Below are 24,337 nucleotides of genomic sequence, written 5' to 3'. Positions count from 1 at the left end.
AACACCAGTTTATTTTGCCTTGGCGATCTCTGTTTCCAGGACCCGCTCCAACTCGGCCATGGCGTGTTCGAGGGCGCTGGTGCATTCGGTAATCCGGTCGCGAGCCTGTGTTTCATGGCAAGCCTGCTCCAGCGCCTCGCATCGCTGGATCAGCAACGGCGACTGCACGATTCGGGCGGCACCTTTTATCTTGTGCGCTGCTTCGGTGAGTGCCTGCTGGTTCCCGCTGCGGGCTATATCAAGCAGTGCCTGGCGATCCGATCTGTTGCTGTTGAGCAATTCCTCCAACAGGCGCTGGGTGTACAGGGGATTGCCGCCGGTCAGCGCGTGCAGGTTCTGTACATTGAAGACGTTCGAGCAACTGATGGGCTTGATGGCCTTCATCCATTGGCTTAGGGCGCTCAGGCTGATCGGTTTGAACAGGCAGTCGTCCATGCCCGCTGCCTGGCAGCGCCGTTTTTCCTCGGGCTGCGCATTGGCGGTGAATCCAAGAATGGTGCAGGGTGTCAATCGGCGTCCGGACTCGTGTTTGCGAATCGCCCCGGCCAGTTCGTAACCGCTCATGACGGGCATGTTGCAATCGGCAATGACCAGGTCGAAGTCCCCTTCAAGCCAGGTCTTGAGCCCTTCGGCACCCTCGCGGGCGACTTGGTAGCGATGGCCGAGGTATTCCAGTTGTTGCGACATGAGCAAGCGATTGGCCGAATGATCGTCCACCACCAGAACGTTCAGGGCGGCCGTGGCGGTTTCTATCGTCGGTTCAGGAGGTGTGGCAGCCGTTACCGGGGGCAGGGCGGTCAGTTTCAGACAGACCCGGACCTGGGTGCCGCTGCCCGGCTGGCTGTGCAATTCCAGGCTGCCGCCCATCATCCGGCACAGGTTGCGACTGATCACCAGCCCCAGCCCGGCCCCCTTTCGAGCCATCCGGCCGGCATTGTCGGCCTGGGCAAAGGGCTCGAACAGACGTTGCAGGTCGGTGGGGCTGATACCGATGCCGCTGTCGCTGACCAGCAGTTGCATGTGCAGGGTATCGTCCCGGGCGGATCGGGTCAGCCTGACCTCGACCTTTACCCAACCCTGTTCGGTGAATTTGAGCGCATTGCTGATCAGGTTCGAAAGCACCTGTTTGAACCGCAGAGGATCGACCAGCACATCCGGATTGTCGTCAGCCGGTTCGAACTGCAAGGACAGCGCGAGATTCTTCTGGCGCGCCACGCCTTCGAATACCCGTATGACCGATTGCAGCATCGCCCTGAGATTGACCCGCTCGGGTGCCAGGCTCAGGTGGCCCGATTCGATGCGGGCGATGTCCAGGATGTCGCCTATCAACTCCAGCATGCCGGAGGCCGATTCGTAGGCCACTGCGATTGTCGAGCGATCCACGTGGCCCTTGTCGGCGTGCATCAATGCCAATTCAAGCATTCCGATCACCGCGTTCATGGGGGTGCGGATCTCATGGCTCATGGTTGCCAGGAAAGTGCTCTTGGCCCGGTTCGCGTCATCGGCCCGCTCCTTGGCGGCGCGCAGCTCATCGAAGAGCTGGCGTCGTTCACTGATGTCGATCCAGCCACCGATGATGCCTTGTACCTGCGCGGCGGAGTTCCGGTAAGGCAGGATCCAGTGATAGATCGTCAGTTTCCTGTCCCCGATGTGCAGCGGCCGGTCCACGATCAACGCAGTGCCTTCGGCCATGACCCGTTGATAGTCCGCCTGGTATTCCTGCGCTTCGAAGGCATTGCTCATCGATCCGGGCATCACGTGCTTGCCGATGACGTCTTCGCGGTTTACATCGAACACTTCCAGGTAGCTGTCGTTGCAGCTTTGCAGCACACCGTTGCGATCCCTTACGTAGATGGGGTGAGGGGTGCCGTTGACCAATGAGCGCATGAATTCGAGCTGGTCGTTCAACGCCAGCTCGGCCCTTTGCCGTTGGCGGATCTGCCGCTGCATGTAGGCGTTCCAGGCCAATGAGATCAGCAATAGCAGGCCGACGCCCGCAACGACCTGGAAGAACAGGCGATTATAGGTGCGCCAGGTGTGTTCCGATGCCGAGACGTAGCCTCGCCAACGGTTGTTGATCACGCCCAGTTCCTCGGGGTCGATGCTGGTCAAGGCTTTGTCGAGAATGGTGTTCAACTCGGGCGAGCCTTTGGCTGTGGCCAGGGAAAACAGGGCCTGCTGGGTGCCGACGGTGCTGCTGATCTGCAGTGTGTCCCGGAACGAATGCGACGAGAGAAAGTAATTGGCCATGACCAGGGCATTCACGCTGCCGTCGGCCTGGCCTTGGACGAGCAGTTCAATGGCGTGCGAGGGGTCGTTGCTTTCGACGATCCTGATGTCCGGATACTGCTTGTGCAACCACTCGATGAGCGGGTTGCCCTTGGCGATCGCCAGGGTCCTGGCCCCGAACTGGTCGAGTGTGGCGGGTGTGTCGGATTGCTTTCGGGTCAGCAGGACGAACGAGCTGTCGAGGTAGGGGCGGCTGAATCTCACCTGTTGCTGCCGTTCGCTGCTGGGTACGAGTGCCGCAATCAGATCGGCTTGACCGTTCAGGAGCGCGCTGATCGCGTCGCTGTCGTTGCGCTTGTGCTGAATTTCCAGGCGCAGGCCGGTGCGCAGCCGGATCAGTTCCAGCAGATCGGCGCTGATCCCGCGGAAATCGCCGTCCGAGTCAAAAAAAGTGAACGGGGCGAACGTTTCGTTCACGGCTACCCGAACCACCGGATGCCCGCTCAGCCAGCGTCGCTCACGATCGGTCAGTTGTATCCTGTGTTCCGTGAGATAAAGGTCGGCACCTGCACTCCAGCGTTTGGAAATCGCGGCTTGTTCGGCGATCGGGAGCTGGTTGAGCGTCGCATTGATGATCTCCAGCAGTCGGGTATCGTGACGTCGTAGCGCAAAACCGAATCCGTAGGACTCATGTTTGCCGAAGCTGGCCATGCGGATGTTGCTCAGGTAACCCTTGCTGATCATGTAGTGAGTGGAGATGGTATCGCCGAGAAATACATCGGCCTGGCCGAAGGCAACGGCGTTTATCGCGTTCTGATAGGACGGGTAGGTGGTGATGCGCGCCTTCGGGTAGAGTTTTTCGATGTCCTGCATTGGCAGGTAGTGATAGACCATGCTCAGCCGCAATCCCTCGAGATCCTCGTCCAGGGGGCGGTTTTCATTGGTTCGGGTGACGAGAACGGGCTGGTCTACGGCATAAGGGGCCGACAGGACAAGGTCGGGGTCGCGGGCCTCGAAACCGTTCGCGCTACCCAGCAGGTCGATCTGCCCATGCTTGAGCGCGGCAATGGCCGCCTCACGGGATTCGAATCGCAGGACTGTCATCGGCAGGCCGGTTGCCGCGGCGATGAGCCCGGCGTAATCGGCGGTCATGCCTTCGTAGTCGCGTCCGCTGGTAGAGAGATCGAAAGGTGGGTAATCCGGTGCGGACGTTCCCAGGACCAACGCCTTGCGTCCCCGCAACCAGTCACGCTGGCCCTCATCCAGGCTGGCCTCGGGATGAGCCGTAGTCGAGCGCCCCAGAAGCCTGTAGTGCTCGGGCGCACCAGGTGCCGCGGCGAGTAATCCTGCATATAATCCTGCCATCAAGAGCAGGAGGCATCCTTTCATGCATCTGAACATCCTGTTTATTCTCACACCAATGCGTTTCGTTTCGCCATTTCAATCAGTTCTACCAGAGACTTGACCTTGAGTTTCTGCATCAACCGTTTCTTATAGGTGCTGACGGTTTTATTACTTAGAAACATACCTTTGGCTATTTCCTTGTTGGTGCGGCCCTGGGCGAAAAGTTGCAATACCATCAATTCCCGATCATTGACGTTCTTGAAGAGATCCAACTCTATACTGCGCGGATCATCAGGGCGCATCGGATTCAGTGCCTGACTGGGGAAATAGTTGTAGCCGGATAATACGGCCTTGATTGCGCTGACAAGTTCGCTGAGGTCTTCCTGTTTACAAACGTAACCGGAGGCTCCGGACTGCATGCACCGAATGCCGAACAGCGTCGGTGACTGTGCCGTGAGCACCAGCGTTTTCAGCGGGGTCGTCATGGCGTTGAAGCGCGAGAGGATTTCCAGCCCGTCCAGCTTGGGAATGCTGATGTCCAGGATGACCAGATCCGGCATGCATTCGCGCACCATTTGCATCGCATCGACGCCATTGTCGGTTTCTCCTACGACTTTATAACCTTCGTGTTCCAAGAGCATGCGAACGGCGAGGCGAATGACCGGATGATCGTCGACAATGAAAACGGAGTTCATGAATAAAGTCCCTTGCGAGCTTAAATAAAGCGCGCACCTTAGCCCAGTTACAGCCGTGGTCGTACGAGGAGACGGGTGTACATATTCAATTTCAGAAGTTTCCTACAAAAAAAGAAGTGGGGTACTACGAGGTAATTAGGTTTTTAGTAGGTAATGGGCATGAGACGGGCGCGTTTTATGAGCGGACCACCCGTTAGGACGTTGTATTAGAGCGCCTGCTCTTACGGGCAGGTTGAAAGTATGTTGTCAATACTGTGCAACTTACGTTGCAGATCCATTGTGGGAGTGAGCCGGCTTCCGAAGCGAGGCGTCCGTCGCCACCAGGGCAAACGGATCGGACGCCATCGCGAACAGGCTCGCCTCACAAAGGGAAATGTCACTGGCGAATACGGCCGGTCATCTCCTGTGCCATTTCGCTGGCGTAGCTGTCGGTCATCCCGGCGATGAAATCGATCATCCGCAGGAACGCAGCATGCAACGGACCATTGGGGTCGGGTGCATTGTTCCCCAACAGGTCGAGAATGCGCCGATTCTTGAACGAGGGTGAGCGGCCTCCATGTTGTTCCAGGGCTGCACCGCAGAAGCCATTGAGCAGGATTTCGAGCGTGGTGTATGCACCGATTTCATTCAAGGTCTTGCGCTTGTCCTGGAATATTTTCTTGCGCGCCATGTCCTTGGCATTCAACACGCAACGCTTGGCCGGACCATGCATATGCTCCACCAGGTCACCTGCCAGCGTGCCAGCCAGTAACGCTTCCTGTTGCTCGACGAACGCCCGGGCGGCGGCGTTGGTCAGGTGTTCGATGGCCTTGCCCCGCAGGATCGCCAGTTTGCGTCGGCGGGAATCCAGTGGTCCGAGCTGGCGGTAGGTGTCCGGAATATCATCGCCCACCAGGTCCAGGAGCAACGACTCCACCTGGGAGTAGTCCAGCAGCTCCATTTCCACGCCATCTTCCAGGTCGATCAGCGCGTAGCAAATGTCATCGGCAGCCTCCATCAGGTACACCAGCGGATGCCGTGCCCAGCGCTGATCTTCAAGTTGTGGCAGGCCGAGCTTGTGGGCAATCTGTTCCAGCAATGGCAACTCGCTCTGGTAACAGCCGAACTTGTGCTTCTTGTAGCCCAGGGAGTCGGCATGGCGGGCGGTCCACGGGTATTTCAGGTAGGTGCCAAGGGTGGCATAGGTCAGTCGGGTGCCTCCATCGAACTGATGGTATTCAAGCTGAGTGAGGACCCGGAACCCCTGGGCATTGCCTTCGAAATTGAGAAAGTCGCTGCGCTCGGCCTCGCTCATGGCGTCGAGCCAGCCGCGCCCCGCCGCCTGTTGGAACCAATAGCGGATAGCGTCCTCACCGGAATGACCGAAGGGTGGATTGCCGATATCGTGGGCCAGGCAGGCCGATTGCACCACCATCCCCAGATCGCTCGGTTCGCACCAGTCGGGCAGGGCGCTACGGATGGTTTCCCCTACGCGCATGCCCAGGGAACGACCGACGCAACTGACCTCCAGCGAATGGGTCAGGCGCGTGTGGATGTGATCGTTGCTGGAAACCGGGTGTACCTGCGTCTTGCGTCCGAGGCGGCGGAAGGCGCCGGAAAAGATAATGCGGTCATGGTCCTTGTGAAAAGGGCTGCGGCCCAGCTCTTCCGGGCTGTGCACGGGTTTTCCGAGGCGTTCGCGAGTCAGCAGGGTATGCCAATCCAAGGCCGGTTGCTCCGTTGAGATAGATGCGCCCTAGCTTCCCGGTTCATGAAGCGTCCCGCAAGCCCATCAGGGCTTGCGTACGTTGCGGGCCAGTTTGATCAGCGGCACCAGCGTCGTTGCCAGCCGGATCAGCCGAACCAGCCCGCTGCTGCGGCCGCTGCGGGTGCGCTTGCCACCGATGAAACCGAGCAAGGACACGGCTGCCATGCCCCAGAGTGGCGCATGCTTGATGCCGAAGCCTTCATGCCAGCTCTGGCCAAGGCCACGCACCCGTTGCAGGGGTTGCAGCAGCTGGCGCGTTTCCTGACGGATTTCCTGGCGATGCATTTCCATGCGCAGGCGCACCAGCGCCTTGCGCATTTCCTGCCGGGTGCGGGCTTGAGGAATGTCGGGCAGGCTCATGGCAACAGACGCTCCCGGTCGTTGGTCAGTTCTTCGAGTGTGGCATGGAAGGGGGTCGATTCATCGTAGATCGCGGCCCGGAGTCGAAGGCCACAGAACAATGCCGCCAACAGATAGAACAGGCACAGGCCGATGATGCCCGCGAGGCGATACGTGTCCCATACCAGGATCAGCACCAGGGTCGAGAGGCCTACCAGGAGCAGCAAGGCAAACACCAGGGCCAGGCCGGCGAACAGCAGCAGGCTGACCGTCCGGGCTTTCTGCTCCTGCAGTTCCATGCCGAACAGTTCGACGTGGCTGTGCAGCAGCCCGAGGAACGCCGCGCCCAGGCGGCGTGCTGAAGAAGTCGTGCCCGATTCGGACGCGCCGGAGTCGTTGATATCCATATCAGCGCCGTGTCGCCAGCAGGCCGATCAGAAAGCCCACGCCGGCAGCGATGCCGACGGACTGCCAGGGATTGGCCTGTACGTATTCCTCGGTGGCAATGACCGCAGCCTGACCACGTTCGCGCATGGAGTCTTCGGTCAGTTTGAGGGTGTCGCGGGCGCGCAGCAGCGTTTCGTGGATCTGGCTGCGCAGCTCATCGGCCTGGTCGCCCGCCAGCGTCGCGGTGTGGTCCAGCAGCCGTTCGGTGTCGCTGACCAGCGTCTGAAAGTCTTCCATCAGGATTTCTTGAGCAGTCTTTGCCTGGGTTCTGGCCATGGGTGAATCTCCGTAAGTGACGTCTGAAGCGTTCGAGTGTGAGCCTTGCCGGAAGGTTCAGTGAAAGTGGCTGGTACAACTTTTGCTCGGTTTTGGCCCAAGGTTCTGCCATGTACTGGTGCGTTGCCCGCGCCGCTGCGCTGAAGCCGGGCGCAGCCCGCAAAACCTTAACCCAAATAATCAAAACCCGCGAAGCACCTCGCAACGGAACATCGCCTCGCCATTTTTCAACGCACCAAAGCGGTTCGTCAGCCTCTGACCGGCAGGCGAGCTGTTTCAACTTGGTGCGCTGGCAAGTCGAGCGAACCGCTTTGGTGCTTCTTTCAACTTTTTCAGGTCTGCCAACACCATGGAAAATATGCAAAGCGCCGTGGACAGTCTGGTCCACAGCTCCAACACTCTGTTCATCCTGCTCGGTGCGGTCATGGTCCTGGCCATGCATGCCGGCTTTGCGTTCCTGGAGGTTGGAACCGTCCGGCTAAAAAACCAGGTCAACGCACTGTCGAAAATCCTCAGCGATTTTGCCGTCTCGACCCTGGCGTATTTCTTCATAGGCTATTGGATTTCCTACGGCGTGACGTTCTTGCAACCGGCCGCCGTGTTGAGCACCGATCACGGCTACAGCCTGGTGAAGTTCTTTTTCCTGCTGACCTTCGCCGCCGCCATTCCGGCAATCATCTCCGGCGGCATTGCCGAACGTGCACGTTTCGCGCCGCAGCTGTGCGCCACGGTATTGATCGTGGCCTTCGTGTATCCCTTCTTCGAGGGTGTGGTCTGGAATGGCAATTTCGGCCTGCAAGCCTGGTTGCAGGCCCGCTTCGGTGCCGGTTTCCATGACTTTGCCGGCTCCGTGGTGGTGCATGCCATGGGCGGCTGGCTGGCGCTGGCGGCCGTGCTGCTGCTCGGTCCTCGTAACGGCCGTTACCGGGAGGGACGCCTGGTGGCGTTCGCGCCGTCGAGCATTCCATTCCTGGCCTTGGGTTCGTGGATCCTGATCGTCGGCTGGTTCGGCTTCAACGTGATGAGCGCCCAGACCCTGCCAGGAGTGAGCGGATTGGTGGCGGTCAATTCGTTGATGGCCATGGTCGGCGGTACGGTGGCGGCATTGATCGTTGGGCGCAACGACCCCGGCTTCCTGCACAACGGTCCGCTGGCCGGGCTGGTGGCGGTCTGTGCCGGTTCCGACCTGATGCACCCGGTGGGCGCGCTGGCGACGGGGGCCATTGCGGGTGCCTTGTTTGTCTGGTGCTTCACCGCAGCCCAAGGCAAGTGGAAAATCGACGATGTGCTTGGTGTCTGGCCTTTGCATGGGTTGTGCGGCGTCTGGGGTGGCATTGCCTGTGGCATTTTCGGCCAGGACTTCCTGGGTGGTCTGGGTGGCGTCAGCCTGGTCAGCCAGCTGATCGGTACTGCACTGGGTATCGTTATCGCCCTGGCCGGCGGGTTCGCGGTCTACGGCGTGATCAAGGCGCTGCTGGGGCTGCGCCTGACCCAGGAGGAAGAGTATTACGGCGCTGACTTGTCGATCCACAAGATCGGCGCGGTCAGCCAGGACTGAGTCGTCACGTATCCTTGTCCTGATTGCCGGGATAAAAGCCGTGCAGCAGCCGGTAGCGATCGTGACGGACCTGATCCACATGCTGTCGGATCCGCTGCTCCGGCAGCCCGAGCATGATCAGCGCGTGGGAGGCCAACATCAGGCTCGACTCCAGTAATTCCGGGACCACTTCGTTGGCCCCGGCCGCCTGCAACTCGGCCAGTTGGCTGTCGTCGCGGGTGCGCACCAGGATCGGTACCTGCGGATTGACCCGCCGGGCTGCCCTGAGCACGGTCAGGGCGATGTCCGTCTTGTCGACCGCGATCACCAGCAATCGGGCACGGCTCAGCCCCACGGCGGCCAGCAGGTCTCCTCGTCTCGAATCCCCGTAATGCACGCTGCTTTCCCCGACGGTGGCTTCCTGGATGATGACCGGGTCATCGTCCAGGGCGACGAAAGCCTGGCCTTCCCGGCGCAGAAACCGTCCGATGGACTGGCCGACGCGTCCGTATCCACAAATGACGACGTGATCCGAGAGGCCCGCGTTCAGCGCGTTGATCTGGTCCAGTTGCGCTTCTTCGTTGGGCTTGCGGTGCAGGCGGGCGGCAATGTTTGGCGCGGCCCGTAGCAAAAGTGGTGTAAGCAGCATCGAACAGAACGTCGCTGCCAGCAGCAGGCCACCGATGTCGGCGGGCATGAGGCGGTTCTGTTGCATCAGCGCCATCAGGGCGAAACAGAATTCGCCGCCCTGGGCCAGGGCCAGGCCGCTGCGCCAGGCGGTCTCGCCGTCGCTGCCGCGCCATTTCACCAGGGCGGCGACCACGCTGCCCTTGATGAGCATCAATCCCAGGGTCAGTCCGAGTATCAACAAGCCGTCATCGACGAACAGCTGCAGATCAATCAGCATGCCGATGCTGACGAAGAACAATCCCAGCAGGATGTCGCGGAACGGGCGAATGTCGGCTTCGATCTGGTGCCGGTAATGACTTTCCCCCAGCAGCATGCCTGCCAGGAAGGCCCCCAGCGCCGGCGAGAGGCCAAGCAGGTGGGTCAGCCATGCCGTCAGCAACACGATCACCAGGGCCAGCAGCACGAACAGTTCAGCGGAGCGGGACGCGGCGACTTCATGGAACAGGCGTGGCAACAGCAGGCGGCTGGCCAGCAGCAAGCCGCCGAACAGGACCAGCGTCTTGCCCAGCGTCATGGGCAACGCCCAATACCACGCCTGTGAACTGCTGCCGGCGAACACCGGCACCAGGGTCAGCAACAGCACCGCGACAACATCCTGGAACAGCAGTACGCCTATGGCGTTCTGGCCATGGCTGCTGAAGATTTCCCCAAGGCTGGTCAACTCCTTGCTGACGATGGCCGTCGACGACAATGCCAGCCCGGCGCCGAGCAGCAACGCGGCCAATACCGGCGCGCCGCAGAGCACCAGCAACACACCCAGGAGCGCTCCCGAACACAGCACCTGGAGGCTGCCGAGGCCGAACACGACACGGCGCAGCTCGAGCATCCTGGACAAGGAGAATTCCAGCCCCAACGAAAACAACAGGAACACCACCCCGAGCTCGGCCAGGTCCGGCAATTCCTCGCTGTCATTCACCCAGTCCAGGGCAGTGGGACCTATGGCCAACCCGACGCACAGGTAACCCAGCACCGGCGGCAGGCGCAGTCGTCGGAACAGGGCGATGACCACCAGTGACGAGGCGAGAATGATCAGCAGGTTGGCAAACAAGGGATACTCCGTTTCAAGGCTTGGTACACAGCGTAGAAGGGGAAAGCTGACCAGGGTTGTCGAAAAGCCATTTGTGTTCAGTGATTTGCATCAGCATTTTGCAAATGCGGGACGCCCGGCTCGACGGTTTTCGAGGGCGCGCCTAGAATGACCGTCTATCTTTTGTGGGTCTACCTGCCATGCCTCCTGAATGCCAACTGTTCGGTACCCTGGGTTGTCATCTCTGCGAGATCGCCGAGGGTGTGCTGATGCCTTTCGTTGACCATGGCTTGCTCGTAGAACTGGTGGATATCGGTGATGGTCCGGAGAGCGAGGCGTTGATCGACACCTATGGGCTGCGCATCCCGGTGCTGCGCCGGGTCGATACCGGTGTCGAACTTGACTGGCCTTTTGACGCCGATCAGGTCGTCGCGTTCCTGCGCTGACACCCTTCCGTTCATCGCGTCCCTCGACCCCCATTGGCGAAAAAGACGTTCTTCGGTTACTGTATGCCTATACAGCTATCTGGAGTGCACCCCTTGCTCAATGTCGAACAATTGAAGAACAGCGTGAACAGGATGTCCGTGGACGTTGTACGCGAGGCCGTCCTGGAGCTGCGTCTGGATGGACTGGTGACCGAAGGCAAGACACCTTTCAACAAGCTGCATTTCAACACCTGTTTCGCCGAGATCGAAGCGCTGTTCCAGCGTGCCGGCTATCACAAGCAACTGGATGTGGTGGGTTACCAGGGCCTGTTGTATGCGTTGTACGACCCGGGTCGCTGGGAAGCGGTAGAAGTGTTGCGCTGGTTGAAGGAGTTCACCGAGGCCGCAGCCAGTCCCGCCTCGCTTCCGGCGTGAGGTAATCATTGCTGGGCTGGCCTGCGCGAGTGTCGGATAATGTCCCTCCGCAAAATGTTCAAGAGTATTCGATGTCCGGTTCATCGTTTTCCGCTGCACACCATCAGGCCAGCACCTTGTACCTGCCCCCCGGTTCCTGGCAGACCGTGCTGGAATGCCTGTGCGAGCATTTCAGCGCCATCAGTCGCGAGCAGTGGCTGGATCGGATTGCCCGGGGAAGGGTGCTGGATGCAGAGGGCAAGGCGATTCCTGTCGATTTGCCGTACCGTGAAGGCCTGCGCATCCATTACTTTCGCGAAGTGCCCGACGAGAAGCCGATCCCGGTCGTGGAGTCGATCCTGTACGCGGACGAGCATCTGGTGGTGGCGGACAAACCGCATTTCCTGCCGGTCACCCCGGCGGGGGAATATGTCGAGCAAACCCTGTTGCGACGCTTGATCCGGCGGTTGGACAATCCTCATCTGGTGCCCTTGCACCGCATCGACCGGCATACGGCCGGGCTGGTGCTGTTTTCGGCCAACCCCCACAGCCGATCGGCTTACCAGTCATTGTTCCCGACGCGAAAGATCGAGAAACGCTACCAGGCCATTGCCCGTGCATTGCCCCAACTGACCTTTCCACGGGTGCATAAAAGCCGGATGATCGATGGCGAACCGTTTTTCCGGATGCAGGAAGGACCGGGCGAACCGAATACCGAAACGGCCATCGAGGTGCTGGAAAAGAACGGCGAGCTATGGCGCTACGGCCTGTCTCCGGTGACCGGCAAGAAGCATCAGTTGCGGGTCCATATGAATGCCCTGGGGGCGGCCATCTGCAACGACCCGTTCTACCCTGACGTGCTCAGGGATGTGGAGGATGATTACGCCAACCCTCTTAAACTGCTGGCCCAGGGACTGCGCTTCATCGATCCGGTCACCGGTGAGGAGCGCGTGTTCGAAAGCGCTATTACGCTCCAGTGGTAGCTGCGGCTTTCGAGCAGCCATCAAAAAGCCCGCAATGTTGTTGCATTGCGGGCTTTTCTGTATCGGGTTGCGACGTCAGAGCTTACAGATCTTTAACGGTGCGAACCTGATCCTTGTTCACGCGGGTATGCTTGCCGTCCAGTTGTTCGAACTCGTAGAAGCCGGTGTCTTCATCGTACTGGGGGGTGTCGACGGCCTGGATTTCGCGACCGTCATTCAAGGTAATCACTGTAGGCGATGCGCACCCGGCAAGAGTGGCGAGGCCCAGTGCGAGCATGAAAGTGGCGAGGGTCCGTTGTGTCATGGTGTTTCTCCGAAAATGAATTCTTCAGGTTACTGACCTTCAGACGTATACATTGCACGCAAGTTCCTGGCTAGGGGCCTGTACGGTTAATTCGAGTAAACGAATTAGCCACAGGCCACTAGTGGCCTTTATGTCGCGTCAGCAGTTCCGGTGTATTCAGGTTCGCCAACCGGGGATCGTCGGCCGGGCATTGCAGCGCAACGGCGTGCAGCGTGCGCATGATGCGCCCGGGGCTGCGTTCGCCTTCGCTCCAGGCCTTATCGAAAGCCGCCGCCAGGGCCAGTGGAATGACGCACAGCAGCGGTTCCCAATGTTCGCCGTGGCGCACCATCAGCGGCACATGGGGATGCTGGCTGGCCATCCCGCGCATGCTCTCGAGAAGATTGGAATCGATCTGCGGTACATCGCACGGCAGCACCAGCAAATACGGATGTCTTGCGGTCTTGAGGCCGGCCCGGATGCCTGCCAGGGGGCCAGGGTAATCACCTTCATCGTCGTGCACCAAACGATCGGCATACAGCGCATAGCGGTCAGGGTTGCGGTTGCAGGAGATGATCAGGTCATCGCTCAATGCGCGGGTCTTGCGATGAAGATGGGCGATCAACGGCTCGCCCTGCCACTCCACCAGCCCCTTGTCCTGCCCACCCATGCGTTGTCCGCGGCCACCGGCCAGCAGCAGGATGGAGCAAGATGGCAGCGCAGTGTTCGAGGTCATGGTGTGTCTCCGCACAGGCGAAAAAATCAAGCGCTGTGATATAACACCGGGCTGTTCTCCCTACAACTGGACGAGCCTATGAAAGCCAAGGCTGATGTACCTTTCGTGCCGCTCAATATCGCGGTGCTGACAGTCAGTGATACCCGTACCCTGGAAACCGATACGTCCGGGCAGGTCTTCGTCGATCGCCTCGGCGCGGCCGGGCATAACCTGGCGGCGCGGGTCCTGCTCAAAGATGATCTGTACAAGATTCGGGCACAAGTGGCGACCTGGATTGCCGATGAGGTGGTCCAGGTGGTGCTGATCACCGGTGGCACCGGCTTTACCGGCCGTGACAGCACTCCGGAGGCGGTTGCGTGTCTGCTGGACAAGCAGGTCGACGGTTTTGGTGAATTGTTCCGGCAGATTTCCGTGGCCGACATCGGTACCTCCACCGTTCAGTCCCGGGCGCTGGCGGGGCTGGCCAATGGCACGCTGGTGTGCTGCTTGCCAGGGTCTACCAACGCCGTGCGCACCGGCTGGGACGGGATTCTTGCCGAACAGCTGGATGCGCGGCACCGCCCGTGTAACTTCGTGGCCCATCTGAAACAGGCGGCTCCTTGTGAATCCCGTGGGTAAACCTGGCAAGACCGGCGCCTTGATGCCTGTCGAGGTTGCATTGGAGCAACTGCTCGCCATGGCGGCGACCACACCGGTGACCCAGCGTGAGCGGTTGCCGCTGGCTGAGGCACAAGGGCGGGTACTGGCGCAGGATCTGGTGTCGACCCTGGATCTGCCGCCGTGGCCCAACAGCGCCATGGACGGCTATGCCTTGCGGCTGGCGGACTGGAAGGGTGAACCGCTGGTGGTCAGCCAGCGGATCTTCGCCGGGCAGGCTCCGCAACCGCTGGCCGTTGGGACCTGCGCGCGGATTTTTACCGGAGCACCGGTTCCCGCTGGAGCCGACTGCGTGGAAATGCAGGAAAACGTCCTGGTTGAAAGCGACCAGCGAGTGCGGTTTACCGAGCCCTTGGCCAGTGGACAGAACATCCGCCCTCAAGGGCAGGAAACCACCGTTGGCGAACAGGTTCTGGCTGCCGGTACTCGCTTGGGACCGATCGAGCTGGGCCTGGCCGCATCCCTGGGTTGTGCCTCCCTGGACGTGATACGCAAGGTCCGGGTTGCGGTGCTGTCCACCGGCGATGAACTGGTCGAGCCCGGCCAGTCGCTGGGCCCTGGCCAGATCTATAACAGCAACCGGGTACTGCTCTGTGGCTGGTTGCAACGCCTGGGCTGTGAAGTGGTCGACGCAGGTATCCTGCCGGACGACTTGCCCGCCACCCGGACCCGCTTGGGCCAGTTGGCGGATGTTGATCTGATCCTGTCCACCGGTGGTGTATCGGTCGGGGAGGCTGACTTCCTGGGCGTCGTGCTGCGCGAGGAAGGTGAACTGACACTCTGGAAGCTCGCGATCAAACCCGGGAAGCCGCTAACGGTTGGGCACTTCCGTGGCGTGCCGGTCATAGGCTTGCCTGGAAACCCTGCCTCGACACTGGTGACTTTTGCGTTGCTGGCCAGGCCCTACCTGCTGCGGCGCCAAGGTGTTCAGTCCGTGGCGCCGCTCAGGTTCAAGGTGCCGGCCGGGTTCGTCTGGGCCAAGGCCGGCAGTCGGCGAGAATACCTGCGAGGCCGCATGGACAGAGGCCGGGCAATCATCTACCGAAACCAGAGCTCTGGGGTACTGCGCAGTGCGGCCTGGGCTGAAGGGCTGGTCGAAGTGCTCGAAGGGCAGACATTGGTCGAGGGCGACGAAGTGAGTTTCATCCCCTTGAGCGAGCTCCTGGACTAGTGGCCTGTCTCGCAAATACCGTTTTTTGACGACAGCTTTCGCGGTAACCGAGGTCATCAGAGACAAACGGTATTTGTGAGGCGGAACACCACCTCTGCAGGCGGTGTACTCCTGTTCAAATCGATTGTTGCCTTCATCGCTTCTATCGCGACAGCAGCATCACCAGTTGATCGAAGCGGCTGTTCGCGATCCAGCCCAGGAGGCCGACGATCACCGCCGCCGCACCGGCCGAATAGGCCAGTCTGTGTCGGATCACCTTCACATCGGTACGGATTTCATCCATGTCTCGACGGATGTATTTAAGGTGGGTTTCCAGTTCAACGACGCGCGGTTCCAAATCAATTCCTCCAACGGGATTACTGCAACTTTTGCATTCGTTCTGAGCATCGGTCCGCTCGCCCCCGATAGGTGCGAATTGACGAGGCGACAGCTTGTATTCATGGCTATGCATGGGACGTTTCATCCCTTTGGCCACAACTGTTCGAACCACTGATCCGTCCCTTGCGGGCCGTGACGTATCCATCCATGGGTTAGCACATCCTTGTGTAATGAGTGTTTTTATCGGTCCAGCACAACAGAATGCCAAGGTGTCTCAATACGGCTGGAGGGTCAATTGAGCTGATTCGCCAAGTCTTGTAAGAAAACTCTTTGCGTGCAGAGACATCGTTCCGATGGGCCGGCTGGCCGTCTGTCCATGGCTCAGGTAGAGGGCCTTTCTCAATTAAAATTGAAGCAGCAAGGGCTTTTTCAGCCGAATGCGCGGTCCCAATCCCTGGAACCTTCCAATGACGGAGATAAGGGATGAGCAAAGGCAAGGCGCTATTGATTCTGCATGGCAAGCAAGCGCTCAACGAAGAGGTTCGCGCCGCCGTGATGCTCAGGCGCAAGCAGGGCTGGGACCTGGCGGTACGGTTGACCTGGGAGGCGGGCGATGCCCGCCGGTGCGTCGAAGAGGCGCTGGAGGCCGGCTATACGCGGCTGATCGCCGGTGGCGGCGACGGAACCTTGCGTGATATCGCCGAAGCGATGGCCCTCAGCGCCAGCGATGCCAGTCTGGTGTTGCTGCCGCTGGGGACTGCCAATGATTTCGCCAGGGCGGTCGGGGTTCCGCTGGAACCGGATCGAGCCCTGGATCTGCTGGACCTTGAACCGCACCCCATCGATCTGGGTGAGGTCGGTGGACGAATATTCCTCAACATGGCCACGGGCGGCTTCGGCAGCCAGGTAACGGCGAATACTTCCGAAGACCTTAAAAAGGTGTTGGGAGGCGCCGCTTATCTGTTTACCGGGCTCACGCGCTTCAGTGAACTGAGTGCGGCCTACGGCGAATTGCAGGGACCGGGATTCAACTGGCAGGGCGATATGCTGGCGTTGGGCATCGGTAATGGTCGGCAGGCCGGAGGAGGCCATGAGTTGTGTCCGCAGGCACTGGTCGATGACGGATTGCTGGACATCAGTATCCTGCCGGCGCCCCAGGAGGTGGTCAGCACGCTGAAGGATTTGCTGGCCGGTGGCCTGGGGATCGACAACATGTTCGTGCGTGCACGCTTGCCATGGGTGGAGATCAAGGTGGCCCAGGGCCTGGATATCAATCTGGATGGCGAGCCCTTGCAGGTCGACAGCCTGCGGTTCACGGTGCGTCCGAAAGCCCTGCGAGTACACCTGCCACCCGATTCGCCTTTGCTGGTTGCCGCGCCGGCGCTCAATCGTCCAGGCTGATGATTTGCTCGCGCACGGCGAAAAGTACCAGCCCGGCCACGTCATGGATCTGCAGGCGCTTCATGATCTGGGCACGGTGGGTTTCCACGGTCTTGATGCTCAGGCTCAGGCCGTTGGCAATTTCGCGGGTGGATTTGCCCCGCACGATCAGTCGCAGTATTTCCAGCTGGCGTGCCGTCAGATTATGGGTCTGGACAGGGGAGGGTTGATGCTTCTGTTGGGTGCGGGTCAAGGCCTGGTTGATCACTGTATGGGCGATGGCCGGGCTCAGATAGTGTTCATCGTTACGTAGCGCGTTCAGGGCGTGTTCCAGCTCGGTGGCCGTCGTGTCCTTGAGCAGATACCCATGGGCACCGGATTCAAGCGCCTGCATGATCAGCGCCGGGTCGGTGTGCATCGACAGGATCAGCACCTTGCTGCGTGGCCGTACCTGCTTGAGCTCGCGCAGGGCGTCCAGGCCGCTGGTGTTCTTCATGGAGATGTCCAGCAGCACGATATCGGGGTCCAGCCGTTCGACCAGGGCCAGGAGTTGTGCGCCGTCACTGGCTTCACCGATGACGGCATAGCCGGGCAGATCCGTGATCAGTGCGCGCACGCCGGCGCGGATCAGTGAGTGGTCATCTACCAGGAGCAAATTACAAGTCAATGGAGAACCTTATTCTTGTTGGCCCGTGCCAGGGCGCGAGGGGCCCAGGGGAAACGGGCTTCGATGTGCGTGCCCTTGCCGGCTTCACTGATGACTTTCAGCGTGCCGCCCAACTGCTCGACTCGCTCTGACATGCCAGCCATGCCGCGTTGTCCTTCGCGAGCGGGGTGGGGCGCCGGAACGAACCCGTGACCGTCATCGTGGATCAGCAGCAACAGGCCTTCGGGCAGGCGTTGCAGGCGCACCAGCAGGTTATTCGCTTGGGCATGACGCAGGACGTTGGTGACCGCTTCCTGGGTGATTCGAAAGGCGGCGACCGTCATTTCCTCCGGGATGCCCGTCATGCGCTGCTGGCAGTCGAGGCTCCATTTTACCGGGGTGTTGGCCAATGTCTTGAGCAGGTGCGCGCGCAGGCTGGCTTCAAGTCCGAGGCTGGTCAGCTGCCTGGGGTTGAGAATGGCCGATACGTCGCGGACTTTGTCGAGGGTTTCATCCAGGGTCTCGCAGAGGATCGAGCACTGCGCTTGCAACTCGTCCGGCAGCCGGCGCTTGAGCCATTCGCTCTGCAGTTTCGCTGCCGTCAGTAGCTGGCCGATGTCGTCATGCAATTCGCGACTGAGCCGATGGCGTTCGTTTTCCTGGACTTCGAGCAGTCGCTCGGCCAACTCCTGAGGTTGCAGCTTGATGGATTTTCGCGACGACTGGTACTGGATCAAGACACAGGCCAGGGCCGCGATATCCAACACCAGCAAGGCCAATGGCAGTGTCCGGGCGAACAGATAGATCAGCAGGCAGCCAAGGGTCGAGCTGATGCACAGAAACAGTGTGAACCGGCGGGCGTTTTCTTGGGAGGGTGGCCAGGTGACGAATGACTTGAGGCTGGCGTGCATGACGGATGGAGCCACTGAATGTTCGCTGCGGGCGAGCCGGTCAGCACAGGGGACGGCCCGGGTCGGTAAATGGTTCAGGTCGGGGCTGGCTTCAGATTGACGGCATTTCCTGCCGTTGTTTCGAAGCGTCCGACGCGAGACATAGTACCACTTCATCCATGGTTGGTCGCGCTCGGCATGGCGGTTTGAAAACGTCCTGGAGCAGGCGCGTCGAGCTGCGCCGGCACATCGGTATCACGCTTGTTTCTGGGAATAGGAAAGCAGGCTCAGGGGGCGCGCCGCAGGCAGTACCTCGCAGGGGTTCTGGCCCACCTGGAGTGCAAAAGCTTCGATCAACGAGACCTGTTCGCTGTTGTCCAGGCCGAGCTGGCCGGTAGTGGGGTCGACGAGTTCAAGTTGCCATGCCATCAGCGTGAAGCAGTCCTTCAACGCCTCCAGGGCCTGATCATGCAATTCCATGTGGTTTTGCGCGTGGCTGAGCAAGCCATGGATATGCAGCGAAAACTCCGAAACGGCTTCCAGCGCCAAGGCATTTGCCTTGTTTGCCAATTTCAGCAGGGAGCTGAGCATGCAATCGATCGCATCCTTGTCGTTGTTGATCAATTGCAGGTGGCTCAGGCATTCCTCCGACTTGGCCAAAAGGGTCTCGGCCTCGGTCAGGAATTCTGGAAAGCGCTGGATCCAGTTCTTACGATCGTTCGGCATGCTTATCTCCACAACATCATGTCAGGCGAAAGGAAACCGCTTGTGGCGAGCGAGGGGACCTGACGGTCGGCAACGAGCGGACTGGTCGTTGCACCCTTGCCTGATCCTTCGGTCGCGCACAAAGGCCTGACTCCGTTCAGCAATGAGAATGGCGTCACATTAATGGCTATTGGATATCGGGAATATCAGGTTGGACCTGATTGTGCCTAGGGGAATCCCTTAGGCAGGGGAACCTTTTGCGCAAAACGAAGTCGCGCGGCGGGGAATAAAGCGGGATGAGAAGGTGAAGGCAGTAAAACATGATGTTAAGGTGATATCAATCCTTTGCGCAGCTATTTCAGGTCGGGGTCAAGATCCGCGTTGGGCGGCCGATAGCTGTTCTATTGGATTCATCCGAACAATCCCCAGGAGTCATCGATGGCCAGCATTCTCGACACAGTAGATCAACGAACCCAGCTAGTGGGTGAGAATCGCCTGGAAATTCTCATGTTTCGCCTGGCGGGCCGGCAATTGTTCGCCATTAACGTGTTCAAGGTCCAGGAAGTGTTGCAACTGCCCAAGTTGACCCTGATGCCGCAGCGTCATCCATTTGTCTGTGGCGTGGTCAACCTGCGGGGCCAGACGTTGCCGGTGATCGACCTGTCCCAGGCTATCGGCATGCGTCCATTGGTGCCGGGGGCCAACAGCACCATCATCGTGACCGAATACAATCGCTCGGTTCAGGCTTTCCTGGTGGGTGGCGTAGACCGCATCGTCAACATGAACTGGGAAGCGATCATGCCGCCCCCGGGCAGCGCCGGCCGTGAACACTACCTGACCGCCATCAGCAAGGTGGACGATCAGTTGGTGGAAATCATCGACGTGGAAAAAGTCCTGGCTGAAATCGTGCCGTACAACGCCAAGGTTTCCCGGGACAAACTCGAGGACCCGGTGCTGGAACGTGCCCGTGGGCGCGAAGTGCTGTTGGTGGACGACTCCAAAGTCGCGCTCTCGCAACTGCGCGACACCCTAGGGCAGTTGGGCATAAAGATGCACGTTGCCGGCGACGGCTTGAAGGCCCTGAACATGCTCAAGACCTGGGCCGATAGCGGCGAGGTGATGACCGACAAGTTGCTGATGATCTTCACCGACGCGGAAATGCCGGAAATGGACGGCTACCGCCTCACCACCGAAATTCGCAACGATCCACGGTTGCGTGGGCTCTATGTGGTGTTGCACACCTCGCTGTCCGGCAGCTTCAATGACTCGATGGTCAAGAAGGTCGGCTGCGACAACTTCCTCTCCAAATTCCAGCCGGACAAACTGGTCGATGTGGTGCGCCAGCGACTGATGCTCGACTGAAGCCGATCGTGGTTTGCTTCGATGGCCGGCTCGTATATGGTGGCGTTTTTTCACCATCCGGGAGCTGGCCATGTTGCGTCTGAGCGCGCTGTATCGTTATCCGTTGAAATCCGGCAAGGGCCAGTCTCTGCAAGGGATTGGCCTGGACAAGCTCGGCCTGGACGGTGACCGGCGCTGGATGCTGGTGGATGAAGGCACCGGGCGATTCCTGACCCAGCGGGCCGTGGCGAAGATGAGCCAGCTTTCGGCATTGTGGAACGAGACGGGTGGCTTGACCCTCAGCGCGCCGGGCTACGGCAGCATCGACGTGCCGCTGCCATCAGCCCGGGAAGAACAGCGCCGCGGGGTGATCATTTGGCGCGATACTCTGCGCGTGCCGGATGCCGGTGACGAGGCAGCGGCCTGGGTCAGCGAATTCATTGGCAACGCCACCCGCCTGGTGCATGTGCCGGTGGAGCTGGCACGCACCACGGCGGCCGGTTATGGCAAGGATGACGACAAGGTTGCCTTCGCCGACGGATTCCCGTTGTTGCTGATCGGCCAGGACTCGCTGCAGGATCTGTCGAATCGGGTCGGTCGCTCGCTGGAGATGTTGCGTTTTCGACCCAACCTGGTGATCGAAGGCAGCGAGGCGTTTGCCGAGGATGGGTGGAAGCGAATCCGCATCGGCGATGTGGAATTCCGGATAGTCAAACCCTGCTCGCGTTGCATCATGACCACGGTGGACCCACAGACCGGCGAACGTGATCCGGGTCGTGAGCCCTTCGCCACCTTGCAGCAGTATCGTTCGACACCGGACGGCCCGATGTTCGGTCAGAACCTGGTCAATGACAGCAATGGCCGGCTTGAAGTCGGCATGCCGGTCGAAGTGCTTGAATAAAATTTGCGCGGCCCTGTGGCGAAGAGAGCAATCCCCTCGCCACAGCTGTTTGCGACTCAGCTGCGGTATTCACACAGATAGGCCGTGTCGACCGCGACCTTGAGTTGGAACTTGCTGTCGGCAGGTACATTGAACTGGCTGCCGGCCGCGAAAGTTTCCCATTCGGTGCTGCCGGGCAGTTTCACGGTCAGGGCGCCGGACACCACGTGCATGATTTCCCGCTGGGCCGTGCCGAATTCGTATTCACCCGGAGCCATGACGCCGATGGTCGCAGGGCCTTCAGCCGTACCGAACGCGATCGACTTGACGGTGCCGTCGAAGTACTCGTTGACTTTGAACATGGGCGATTCCTCGAAAAAAGGGCTGAAAAAGGCCGGCCAGTATGCACAAGGCTTCGAGACTCGTCATCTGGGCGGAGCAGATCAATCCACCAGCACCAGGGGCAATAACCTTGCCGTGTTGCGCGCATCTTCCAAGGCGCGGTGCTGCTGACCGGAAAATTGCAGGCCGGCCAGTTGCAACGCCCCGTTAAGCCCCAGTGGCCGTTCGAGTCGACGGGTCTTGGCGAAGCGCTGCTTGAGGTTCATGTGGGGCACGCGGGCGAGAACACTGTCCAACTGTTGCTGCTGCCATTCCTGGAGCAACTGCTTGCGGTCATAGTCGCCCCAACTGACCCATCCTCCCAGGTTCGCGTGGTAGGGCGCCAGCCAGCGTTCGAACGCTGGCCAGACCTCGGAGAGGGTCGCTGCGCTGTCGATATTGGCTTGGGTAATGTGCGTCAGCTCGCGGCAAAAGGGCGTGAGCAGCGGTCGTCGCAGGGGCCGCACGAAACGCTGGAAGTGGTCCAGCTCACGCCCGTCACGGTTCACCAGCGTCGCGCCAATCTCGATAATTTCCATTTCGGCTACCGGCCAGCCACCTTCATCGGTGGTGGCCTCCAGATCAATCACCAGCCATTGAGGCATCACGGGCTTCCCGGTATCGGCGTGCAGATGGTTTTGAGCGTAGTCAAATGCGCTACATTCGCCTAGTGTCTTGCTTCGCAAAAAAGAACAGTATTTGTGATACAGGACACTAGTGGCTTGTACGGTTAATTCGTGGACTCAACTTCTGTCCGAGCGCTTGCCTGGGTGATCCGCCCGGCTTAAATTGCCGGCGCCAATGACGACTGCGGGAGAGAATGGGTGGACGAGCGAAAAGCCTTGGCGGTGATGGATGAACTGGTTGGCCTCGGACAATTGACCGACCCGGACAGTGCTCGCGGCAAACTGCTCCAGACCGCCGCCCACCTGTTTCGCAACAAGGGCTTCGAACGCACCACGGTGCGCGACCTGGCGAGCGCCGTGGGCATTCAATCCGGCAGTATCTTCCACCACTTCAAAAGCAAGGACGAGATCCTGCGGGCAGTGATGGAAGAAACCATCCGCTACAACACCGCCTTGATGCGTGCGGCCCTGGCCGAGGCGCGCGACGTGCGTGAGCGGGTACTCGCGCTGATCCGCTGCGAGTTGCAGTCGATCATGGGCGGTACCGGCGAGGCAATGGCGGTATTGGTCTATGAGTGGCGCTCGTTATCCCAGGAAGGACAGCGGCAGGTGCTGGCCTTGCGGGATATTTATGAAGACTTGTGGCTCGAGGTATTGGGTCAGGCCAAGGAGGCCGGGTATATTCGCGGGGACGTGTTCATTACCCGGCGTTTTCTCACTGGCGCCTTGTCCTGGACCACCACCTGGTTTCGCGCCGAAGGCTGCCTGAGCCTCGATCAACTGGCCGAGCAAGCGTTGATACTGGTGCTTGAAGAAAAACAATAATCAAGCGGCCCGTTAAGTGGCCGCGGAGCTGGCTAAGTGGCTGAAACCGCCTAGCTTGAATGTATGGATGGACTTTTGGGGAGTGGTGCCTTGACGTTTTCGCCGAAGGGGATGATCCCCCGTGCTTTGCTGGCTGCACTGGCTGTTTTCCTGATGGTGCCGGCCTCGGCGGCGCAACTGGTCAGGATCGGGGCCGCGCATTTTCCACCCTATACCGTGCGCCCCGAAAACGGCGCCGACACCGGCCTGCTGCCGCAGTTGGTCGAAGCCCTGAATCACTCCCAGGCCGACTATCAATTCGAGCTGGTACCGACGTCTATTCCACGCCGTTTCAACGATTTCAAGCAAGGCCGGGTCGATATGGCGATCTTCGAAAACCCCGAGTGGGGTTGGAAGGATGTGCCTCATACCGCAGTGGACATGGGGTTGGAAGATGCGGAAGTTTTCGTTGCCCAACGTCAGCCGGATCGCCAGCAGAGCTACTTCAGCGACCTCAGGGGAAAGCGCCTGGCGTTGTTCAGCGGCTATCACTATGCCTTTGCCGAGTTCAACGCCGACCCCAAGTTCCTGATGGGCCAGTACAACGCCACGCTGACCTATTCCCACGACAGCAACCTGCTGATGGTCTTGCGCGGGCGGGCGGACATCGCCCTGGTGACCCGTTCGTACCTGAACGATTACGTGCTGCGCAACCCTGAGGTCGGCCCGCAGTTGCTGGTGTCCGAACGTATCGACCAGGTTTATCACCACTATGCCCTGATCCGGCCACAGGCGCCGATTACCAGTGAAGCGTTCGGGCAAATGTTGCAGAAGCTCCGGGATAACGGCCAACTGCTGGCGATTTTCAAGCCTTACCAGATTGAGCTGGTACCGTCGCACGCACATTGACCGCCGTCCGTGGGTTTCCTTGTCCACTTCTCGCGCCGGTATCAGGCCGGCGAATCGGAGCGATAAGCCGAACAGCATTTTTCAGGCTGGTTGAAAAAGACTTCACCGGGCCCAAACGCGCCGATTTTCTGAAAGGTGTCATTGACCGCGTCCATCAAGCCGAACTGTTCCTGGGTCTGTGTGTGGCTGCACGCGGCCAGCAGCGCTTCAAAAAAGAGCAGCTTTGCTTTGGCCCTCTGCCCGGATGCCCGGTCTGTGTTGATGGCTTTCGGTTTCAGGAGGTCGATCTGCTCTTGAGCGAAAGCTTCAAGCTCGACTTTGGTCATGGCTGTTACTCCACCGACTGTTGAGGAATCTCACGCTATCGCCGGCAACCGGAGCGGTCTACTGTCAGACCTGACAGGTACCTGTTACAACACGGATGGCCTAAGCGATTGACGGCTTGCCGTACGGCACG

27 protein-coding genes are annotated in these 24,337 nt (G+C 59.9%); 11 read left to right on the top strand and 16 right to left on the bottom strand.

From position 1 onward, the window contains the following. Positions 1–9 precede the first annotated feature (9 nt). The 6 genes from N005_RS12725 to N005_RS12700 form a co-directional block, all read right to left on the bottom strand. Positions 10–3,594, bottom strand: coding sequence for a transporter substrate-binding domain-containing protein (locus tag N005_RS12725; RefSeq protein WP_392397511.1), 3,585 nt, complete (start codon positions 3,592–3,594; stop codon positions 10–12). Between the two features lie 47 nt (positions 3,595–3,641). Further along, positions 3,642–4,268 (bottom strand): response regulator transcription factor, encoded by a 627-nt coding sequence (locus N005_RS12720; RefSeq protein WP_041020693.1) that lies wholly within the window; start codon positions 4,266–4,268, stop codon positions 3,642–3,644. A gap of 376 nt (positions 4,269–4,644) precedes the next feature. Then, positions 4,645–5,973 (bottom strand): deoxyguanosinetriphosphate triphosphohydrolase, encoded by a 1,329-nt coding sequence (locus N005_RS12715; RefSeq protein WP_047701524.1) that lies wholly within the window; start codon positions 5,971–5,973, stop codon positions 4,645–4,647. Positions 5,974–6,039: 66 nt separating this feature from the next. Then, positions 6,040–6,375, bottom strand: coding sequence for a hypothetical protein (locus N005_RS12710; RefSeq protein ID WP_047701523.1), 336 nt, complete (start codon positions 6,373–6,375; stop codon positions 6,040–6,042). Then, positions 6,372–6,761, bottom strand: a complete 390-nt coding sequence (locus tag N005_RS12705) for a phage holin family protein (protein WP_047701522.1) — start codon at positions 6,759–6,761, stop codon at positions 6,372–6,374. Before N005_RS12705 ends, N005_RS12710 begins: the two co-directional genes overlap by 4 nt. 1 nt (position 6,762) lies before the next feature. Next, positions 6,763–7,077, bottom strand: coding sequence for an ElaB/YgaM/YqjD family protein (locus tag N005_RS12700; protein ID WP_041020697.1), 315 nt, complete (start codon positions 7,075–7,077; stop codon positions 6,763–6,765). A gap of 349 nt (positions 7,078–7,426) precedes the next feature. Between N005_RS12700 and N005_RS12695 the strand changes: the two genes are divergently transcribed. Next, complete coding sequence (locus tag N005_RS12695; RefSeq protein WP_047701521.1) at positions 7,427–8,635, top strand: ammonium transporter; 1,209 nt, start codon at positions 7,427–7,429, stop codon at positions 8,633–8,635. Positions 8,636–8,639: 4 nt separating this feature from the next. On the opposite strand, the gene N005_RS12690 is transcribed toward N005_RS12695, so the two are convergent. Further along, positions 8,640–10,352, bottom strand: a complete 1,713-nt coding sequence (locus tag N005_RS12690; RefSeq protein WP_047701520.1) for a cation:proton antiporter — start codon at positions 10,350–10,352, stop codon at positions 8,640–8,642. Between the two features lie 179 nt (positions 10,353–10,531). Between N005_RS12690 and N005_RS12685 the strand changes: the two genes are divergently transcribed. The 3 genes from N005_RS12685 to N005_RS12675 all read left to right on the top strand — a co-directional run bounded on the left by N005_RS12685 (position 10,532) and on the right by N005_RS12675 (position 12,153). Further along, positions 10,532–10,777, top strand: a complete 246-nt coding sequence (locus tag N005_RS12685; protein ID WP_047701519.1) for a glutaredoxin family protein — start codon at positions 10,532–10,534, stop codon at positions 10,775–10,777. A 93-nt stretch (positions 10,778–10,870) separates the two neighbouring features. Continuing rightward, complete coding sequence (locus N005_RS12680) at positions 10,871–11,191, top strand: hypothetical protein (protein ID WP_047701518.1); 321 nt, start codon at positions 10,871–10,873, stop codon at positions 11,189–11,191. A 71-nt stretch (positions 11,192–11,262) separates the two neighbouring features. Beyond that, a complete protein-coding gene (locus N005_RS12675; protein WP_047701517.1) occupies positions 11,263–12,153 on the top strand; it encodes a pseudouridine synthase in 891 nt (296 codons plus the stop codon). A gap of 82 nt (positions 12,154–12,235) precedes the next feature. Here N005_RS12675 and N005_RS12670 read toward each other — a convergent pair whose 3' ends face one another. After that, positions 12,236–12,457: a YgdI/YgdR family lipoprotein gene (locus N005_RS12670; RefSeq protein WP_024776721.1), complete on the bottom strand. Its 222-nt coding sequence runs from the start codon at positions 12,455–12,457 to the stop codon at positions 12,236–12,238. A gap of 118 nt (positions 12,458–12,575) precedes the next feature. Beyond that, entirely contained in the window at positions 12,576–13,172 is a 597-nt protein-coding gene (gene mobA / locus N005_RS12665; protein ID WP_047701516.1) for a molybdenum cofactor guanylyltransferase MobA, read from the bottom strand. Between the two features lie 78 nt (positions 13,173–13,250). On the opposite strand from mobA, the gene moaB reads away from it, so the two are divergent. Together moaB and N005_RS12655 are read left to right on the top strand one after the other, a co-directional pair. Further along, positions 13,251–13,790, top strand: coding sequence for a molybdenum cofactor biosynthesis protein B (moaB, locus tag N005_RS12660; RefSeq protein WP_047701515.1), 540 nt, complete (start codon positions 13,251–13,253; stop codon positions 13,788–13,790). Positions 13,791–13,812: 22 nt separating this feature from the next. Then, positions 13,813–15,000, top strand: a complete 1,188-nt coding sequence (locus N005_RS12655; RefSeq protein ID WP_162843643.1) for a molybdopterin molybdotransferase MoeA — start codon at positions 13,813–13,815, stop codon at positions 14,998–15,000. Between the two features lie 142 nt (positions 15,001–15,142). Here N005_RS12655 and N005_RS29665 read toward each other — a convergent pair whose 3' ends face one another. Then, positions 15,143–15,451, bottom strand: a complete 309-nt coding sequence (locus N005_RS29665) for a hypothetical protein (protein ID WP_231983244.1) — start codon at positions 15,449–15,451, stop codon at positions 15,143–15,145. Positions 15,452–15,801: 350 nt separating this feature from the next. Here N005_RS29665 and yegS point away from each other — a divergent pair, with 350 nt between their 5' ends. After that, on the top strand, positions 15,802–16,719 hold the full coding sequence (gene yegS, locus N005_RS12645; protein ID WP_047701513.1) for a lipid kinase YegS: 918 nt from the start codon (positions 15,802–15,804) through the stop codon (positions 16,717–16,719). Here yegS and N005_RS12640 read toward each other — a convergent pair. From N005_RS12640 to N005_RS12630, 3 genes are all read right to left on the bottom strand, one after another. Beyond that, the gene (locus tag N005_RS12640) at positions 16,703–17,365 is read right to left on the bottom strand and encodes a response regulator transcription factor (protein ID WP_047701512.1); all 663 of its coding nucleotides are present in this window, start codon (positions 17,363–17,365) and stop codon (positions 16,703–16,705) included. The two genes, yegS and N005_RS12640, sit on opposite strands and share 17 nt — an antisense overlap. After that, positions 17,362–18,255 carry a sensor histidine kinase gene (locus N005_RS12635; protein WP_047701511.1) on the bottom strand — a complete coding sequence of 298 codons (894 nt, stop codon included), beginning with the start codon at positions 18,253–18,255 and terminating at the stop codon, positions 17,362–17,364. Before N005_RS12635 ends, N005_RS12640 begins: the two co-directional genes overlap by 4 nt. A 234-nt stretch (positions 18,256–18,489) precedes the next feature. Continuing rightward, positions 18,490–18,960 carry a hypothetical protein gene (locus tag N005_RS12630; RefSeq protein WP_047701510.1) on the bottom strand — a complete coding sequence of 157 codons (471 nt, stop codon included), beginning with the start codon at positions 18,958–18,960 and terminating at the stop codon, positions 18,490–18,492. 417 nt (positions 18,961–19,377) lie between these two features. Between N005_RS12630 and N005_RS12625 the strand changes: the two genes are divergently transcribed. Beyond that, complete coding sequence (locus tag N005_RS12625; protein ID WP_047701509.1) at positions 19,378–20,301, top strand: chemotaxis protein CheV; 924 nt, start codon at positions 19,378–19,380, stop codon at positions 20,299–20,301. A gap of 70 nt (positions 20,302–20,371) precedes the next feature. After that, on the top strand, positions 20,372–21,181 hold the full coding sequence (locus tag N005_RS12620) for an MOSC domain-containing protein (RefSeq protein ID WP_047701508.1): 810 nt from the start codon (positions 20,372–20,374) through the stop codon (positions 21,179–21,181). Positions 21,182–21,237: 56 nt separating this feature from the next. On the opposite strand, the gene ppnP is transcribed toward N005_RS12620, so the two are convergent. Both ppnP and N005_RS12610 read right to left on the bottom strand, forming a co-directional pair. After that, positions 21,238–21,522, bottom strand: a complete 285-nt coding sequence (gene ppnP, locus N005_RS12615; RefSeq protein WP_041020714.1) for a pyrimidine/purine nucleoside phosphorylase — start codon at positions 21,520–21,522, stop codon at positions 21,238–21,240. 81 nt (positions 21,523–21,603) lie between these two features. Then, entirely contained in the window at positions 21,604–22,146 is a 543-nt protein-coding gene (locus N005_RS12610; RefSeq protein ID WP_047701507.1) for a 3'-5' exonuclease, read from the bottom strand. Positions 22,147–22,365: 219 nt separating this feature from the next. Between N005_RS12610 and N005_RS12605 the strand changes: the two genes are divergently transcribed. Together N005_RS12605 and N005_RS12600 are read left to right on the top strand one after the other, a co-directional pair. Beyond that, positions 22,366–22,992, top strand: a complete 627-nt coding sequence (locus N005_RS12605; protein WP_047701506.1) for a TetR/AcrR family transcriptional regulator — start codon at positions 22,366–22,368, stop codon at positions 22,990–22,992. A gap of 111 nt (positions 22,993–23,103) precedes the next feature. Continuing rightward, positions 23,104–23,880 carry a substrate-binding periplasmic protein gene (locus N005_RS12600; RefSeq protein WP_047702211.1) on the top strand — a complete coding sequence of 259 codons (777 nt, stop codon included), beginning with the start codon at positions 23,104–23,106 and terminating at the stop codon, positions 23,878–23,880. 41 nt (positions 23,881–23,921) lie between these two features. Here N005_RS12600 and N005_RS12595 read toward each other — a convergent pair whose 3' ends face one another. Further along, entirely contained in the window at positions 23,922–24,206 is a 285-nt protein-coding gene (locus N005_RS12595) for a hypothetical protein (protein ID WP_047701505.1), read from the bottom strand. Positions 24,207–24,337: the final 131 nt, after the last annotated feature.

The sequence above is a fragment of the Pseudomonas mediterranea CFBP 5447 genome (genome assembly GCF_000774145.1).
In the GTDB taxonomy this organism is placed as follows: Bacteria; Pseudomonadota; Gammaproteobacteria; order Pseudomonadales; family Pseudomonadaceae; genus Aquipseudomonas; species Aquipseudomonas mediterranea.
This window is presented reverse-complemented; position numbering and strand designations above follow the sequence as displayed.

Bases quoted from the DNA above. Each gene is read 5' to 3' on its own strand.
- N005_RS12710 (WP_047701523.1), bottom strand. From the start codon at position 6,375: ATGAGCCTGCCCGACATTCCTCAAGCCCGCACCCGGCAGGAAATGCGC.
- N005_RS12625 (WP_047701509.1), top strand. From the start codon at position 19,378: ATGGCCAGCATTCTCGACACAGTAGATCAACGAACCCAGCTAGTGGGT.
- moaB (WP_047701515.1), top strand. From the start codon at position 13,251: ATGAAAGCCAAGGCTGATGTACCTTTCGTGCCGCTCAATATCGCGGTG.
- yegS (WP_047701513.1), top strand. From the start codon at position 15,802: ATGAGCAAAGGCAAGGCGCTATTGATTCTGCATGGCAAGCAAGCGCTC.
- N005_RS12720 (WP_041020693.1), bottom strand. From the start codon at position 4,268: ATGAACTCCGTTTTCATTGTCGACGATCATCCGGTCATTCGCCTCGCC.
- N005_RS12610 (WP_047701507.1), bottom strand. From the start codon at position 22,146: ATGCCTCAATGGCTGGTGATTGATCTGGAGGCCACCACCGATGAAGGT.
- N005_RS12705 (WP_047701522.1), bottom strand. From the start codon at position 6,761: ATGGATATCAACGACTCCGGCGCGTCCGAATCGGGCACGACTTCTTCA.
- N005_RS12675 (WP_047701517.1), top strand. From the start codon at position 11,263: ATGTCCGGTTCATCGTTTTCCGCTGCACACCATCAGGCCAGCACCTTG.
- N005_RS29665 (WP_231983244.1), bottom strand. From the start codon at position 15,451: ATGCATAGCCATGAATACAAGCTGTCGCCTCGTCAATTCGCACCTATC.
- N005_RS12670 (WP_024776721.1), bottom strand. From the start codon at position 12,457: ATGACACAACGGACCCTCGCCACTTTCATGCTCGCACTGGGCCTCGCC.
- N005_RS12595 (WP_047701505.1), bottom strand. From the start codon at position 24,206: ATGACCAAAGTCGAGCTTGAAGCTTTCGCTCAAGAGCAGATCGACCTC.
- N005_RS12700 (WP_041020697.1), bottom strand. From the start codon at position 7,077: ATGGCCAGAACCCAGGCAAAGACTGCTCAAGAAATCCTGATGGAAGAC.
- mobA (WP_047701516.1), bottom strand. From the start codon at position 13,172: ATGACCTCGAACACTGCGCTGCCATCTTGCTCCATCCTGCTGCTGGCC.
- N005_RS12635 (WP_047701511.1), bottom strand. From the start codon at position 18,255: ATGCACGCCAGCCTCAAGTCATTCGTCACCTGGCCACCCTCCCAAGAA.
- N005_RS12685 (WP_047701519.1), top strand. From the start codon at position 10,532: ATGCCTCCTGAATGCCAACTGTTCGGTACCCTGGGTTGTCATCTCTGC.
- N005_RS12725 (WP_392397511.1), bottom strand. From the start codon at position 3,594: ATGGCAGGATTATATGCAGGATTACTCGCCGCGGCACCTGGTGCGCCC.
- ppnP (WP_041020714.1), bottom strand. From the start codon at position 21,522: ATGTTCAAAGTCAACGAGTACTTCGACGGCACCGTCAAGTCGATCGCG.
- N005_RS12630 (WP_047701510.1), bottom strand. From the start codon at position 18,960: ATGCCGAACGATCGTAAGAACTGGATCCAGCGCTTTCCAGAATTCCTG.
- N005_RS12655 (WP_162843643.1), top strand. From the start codon at position 13,813: ATGCCTGTCGAGGTTGCATTGGAGCAACTGCTCGCCATGGCGGCGACC.
- N005_RS12620 (WP_047701508.1), top strand. From the start codon at position 20,372: ATGTTGCGTCTGAGCGCGCTGTATCGTTATCCGTTGAAATCCGGCAAG.
- N005_RS12695 (WP_047701521.1), top strand. From the start codon at position 7,427: ATGGAAAATATGCAAAGCGCCGTGGACAGTCTGGTCCACAGCTCCAAC.
- N005_RS12600 (WP_047702211.1), top strand. From the start codon at position 23,104: ATGATCCCCCGTGCTTTGCTGGCTGCACTGGCTGTTTTCCTGATGGTG.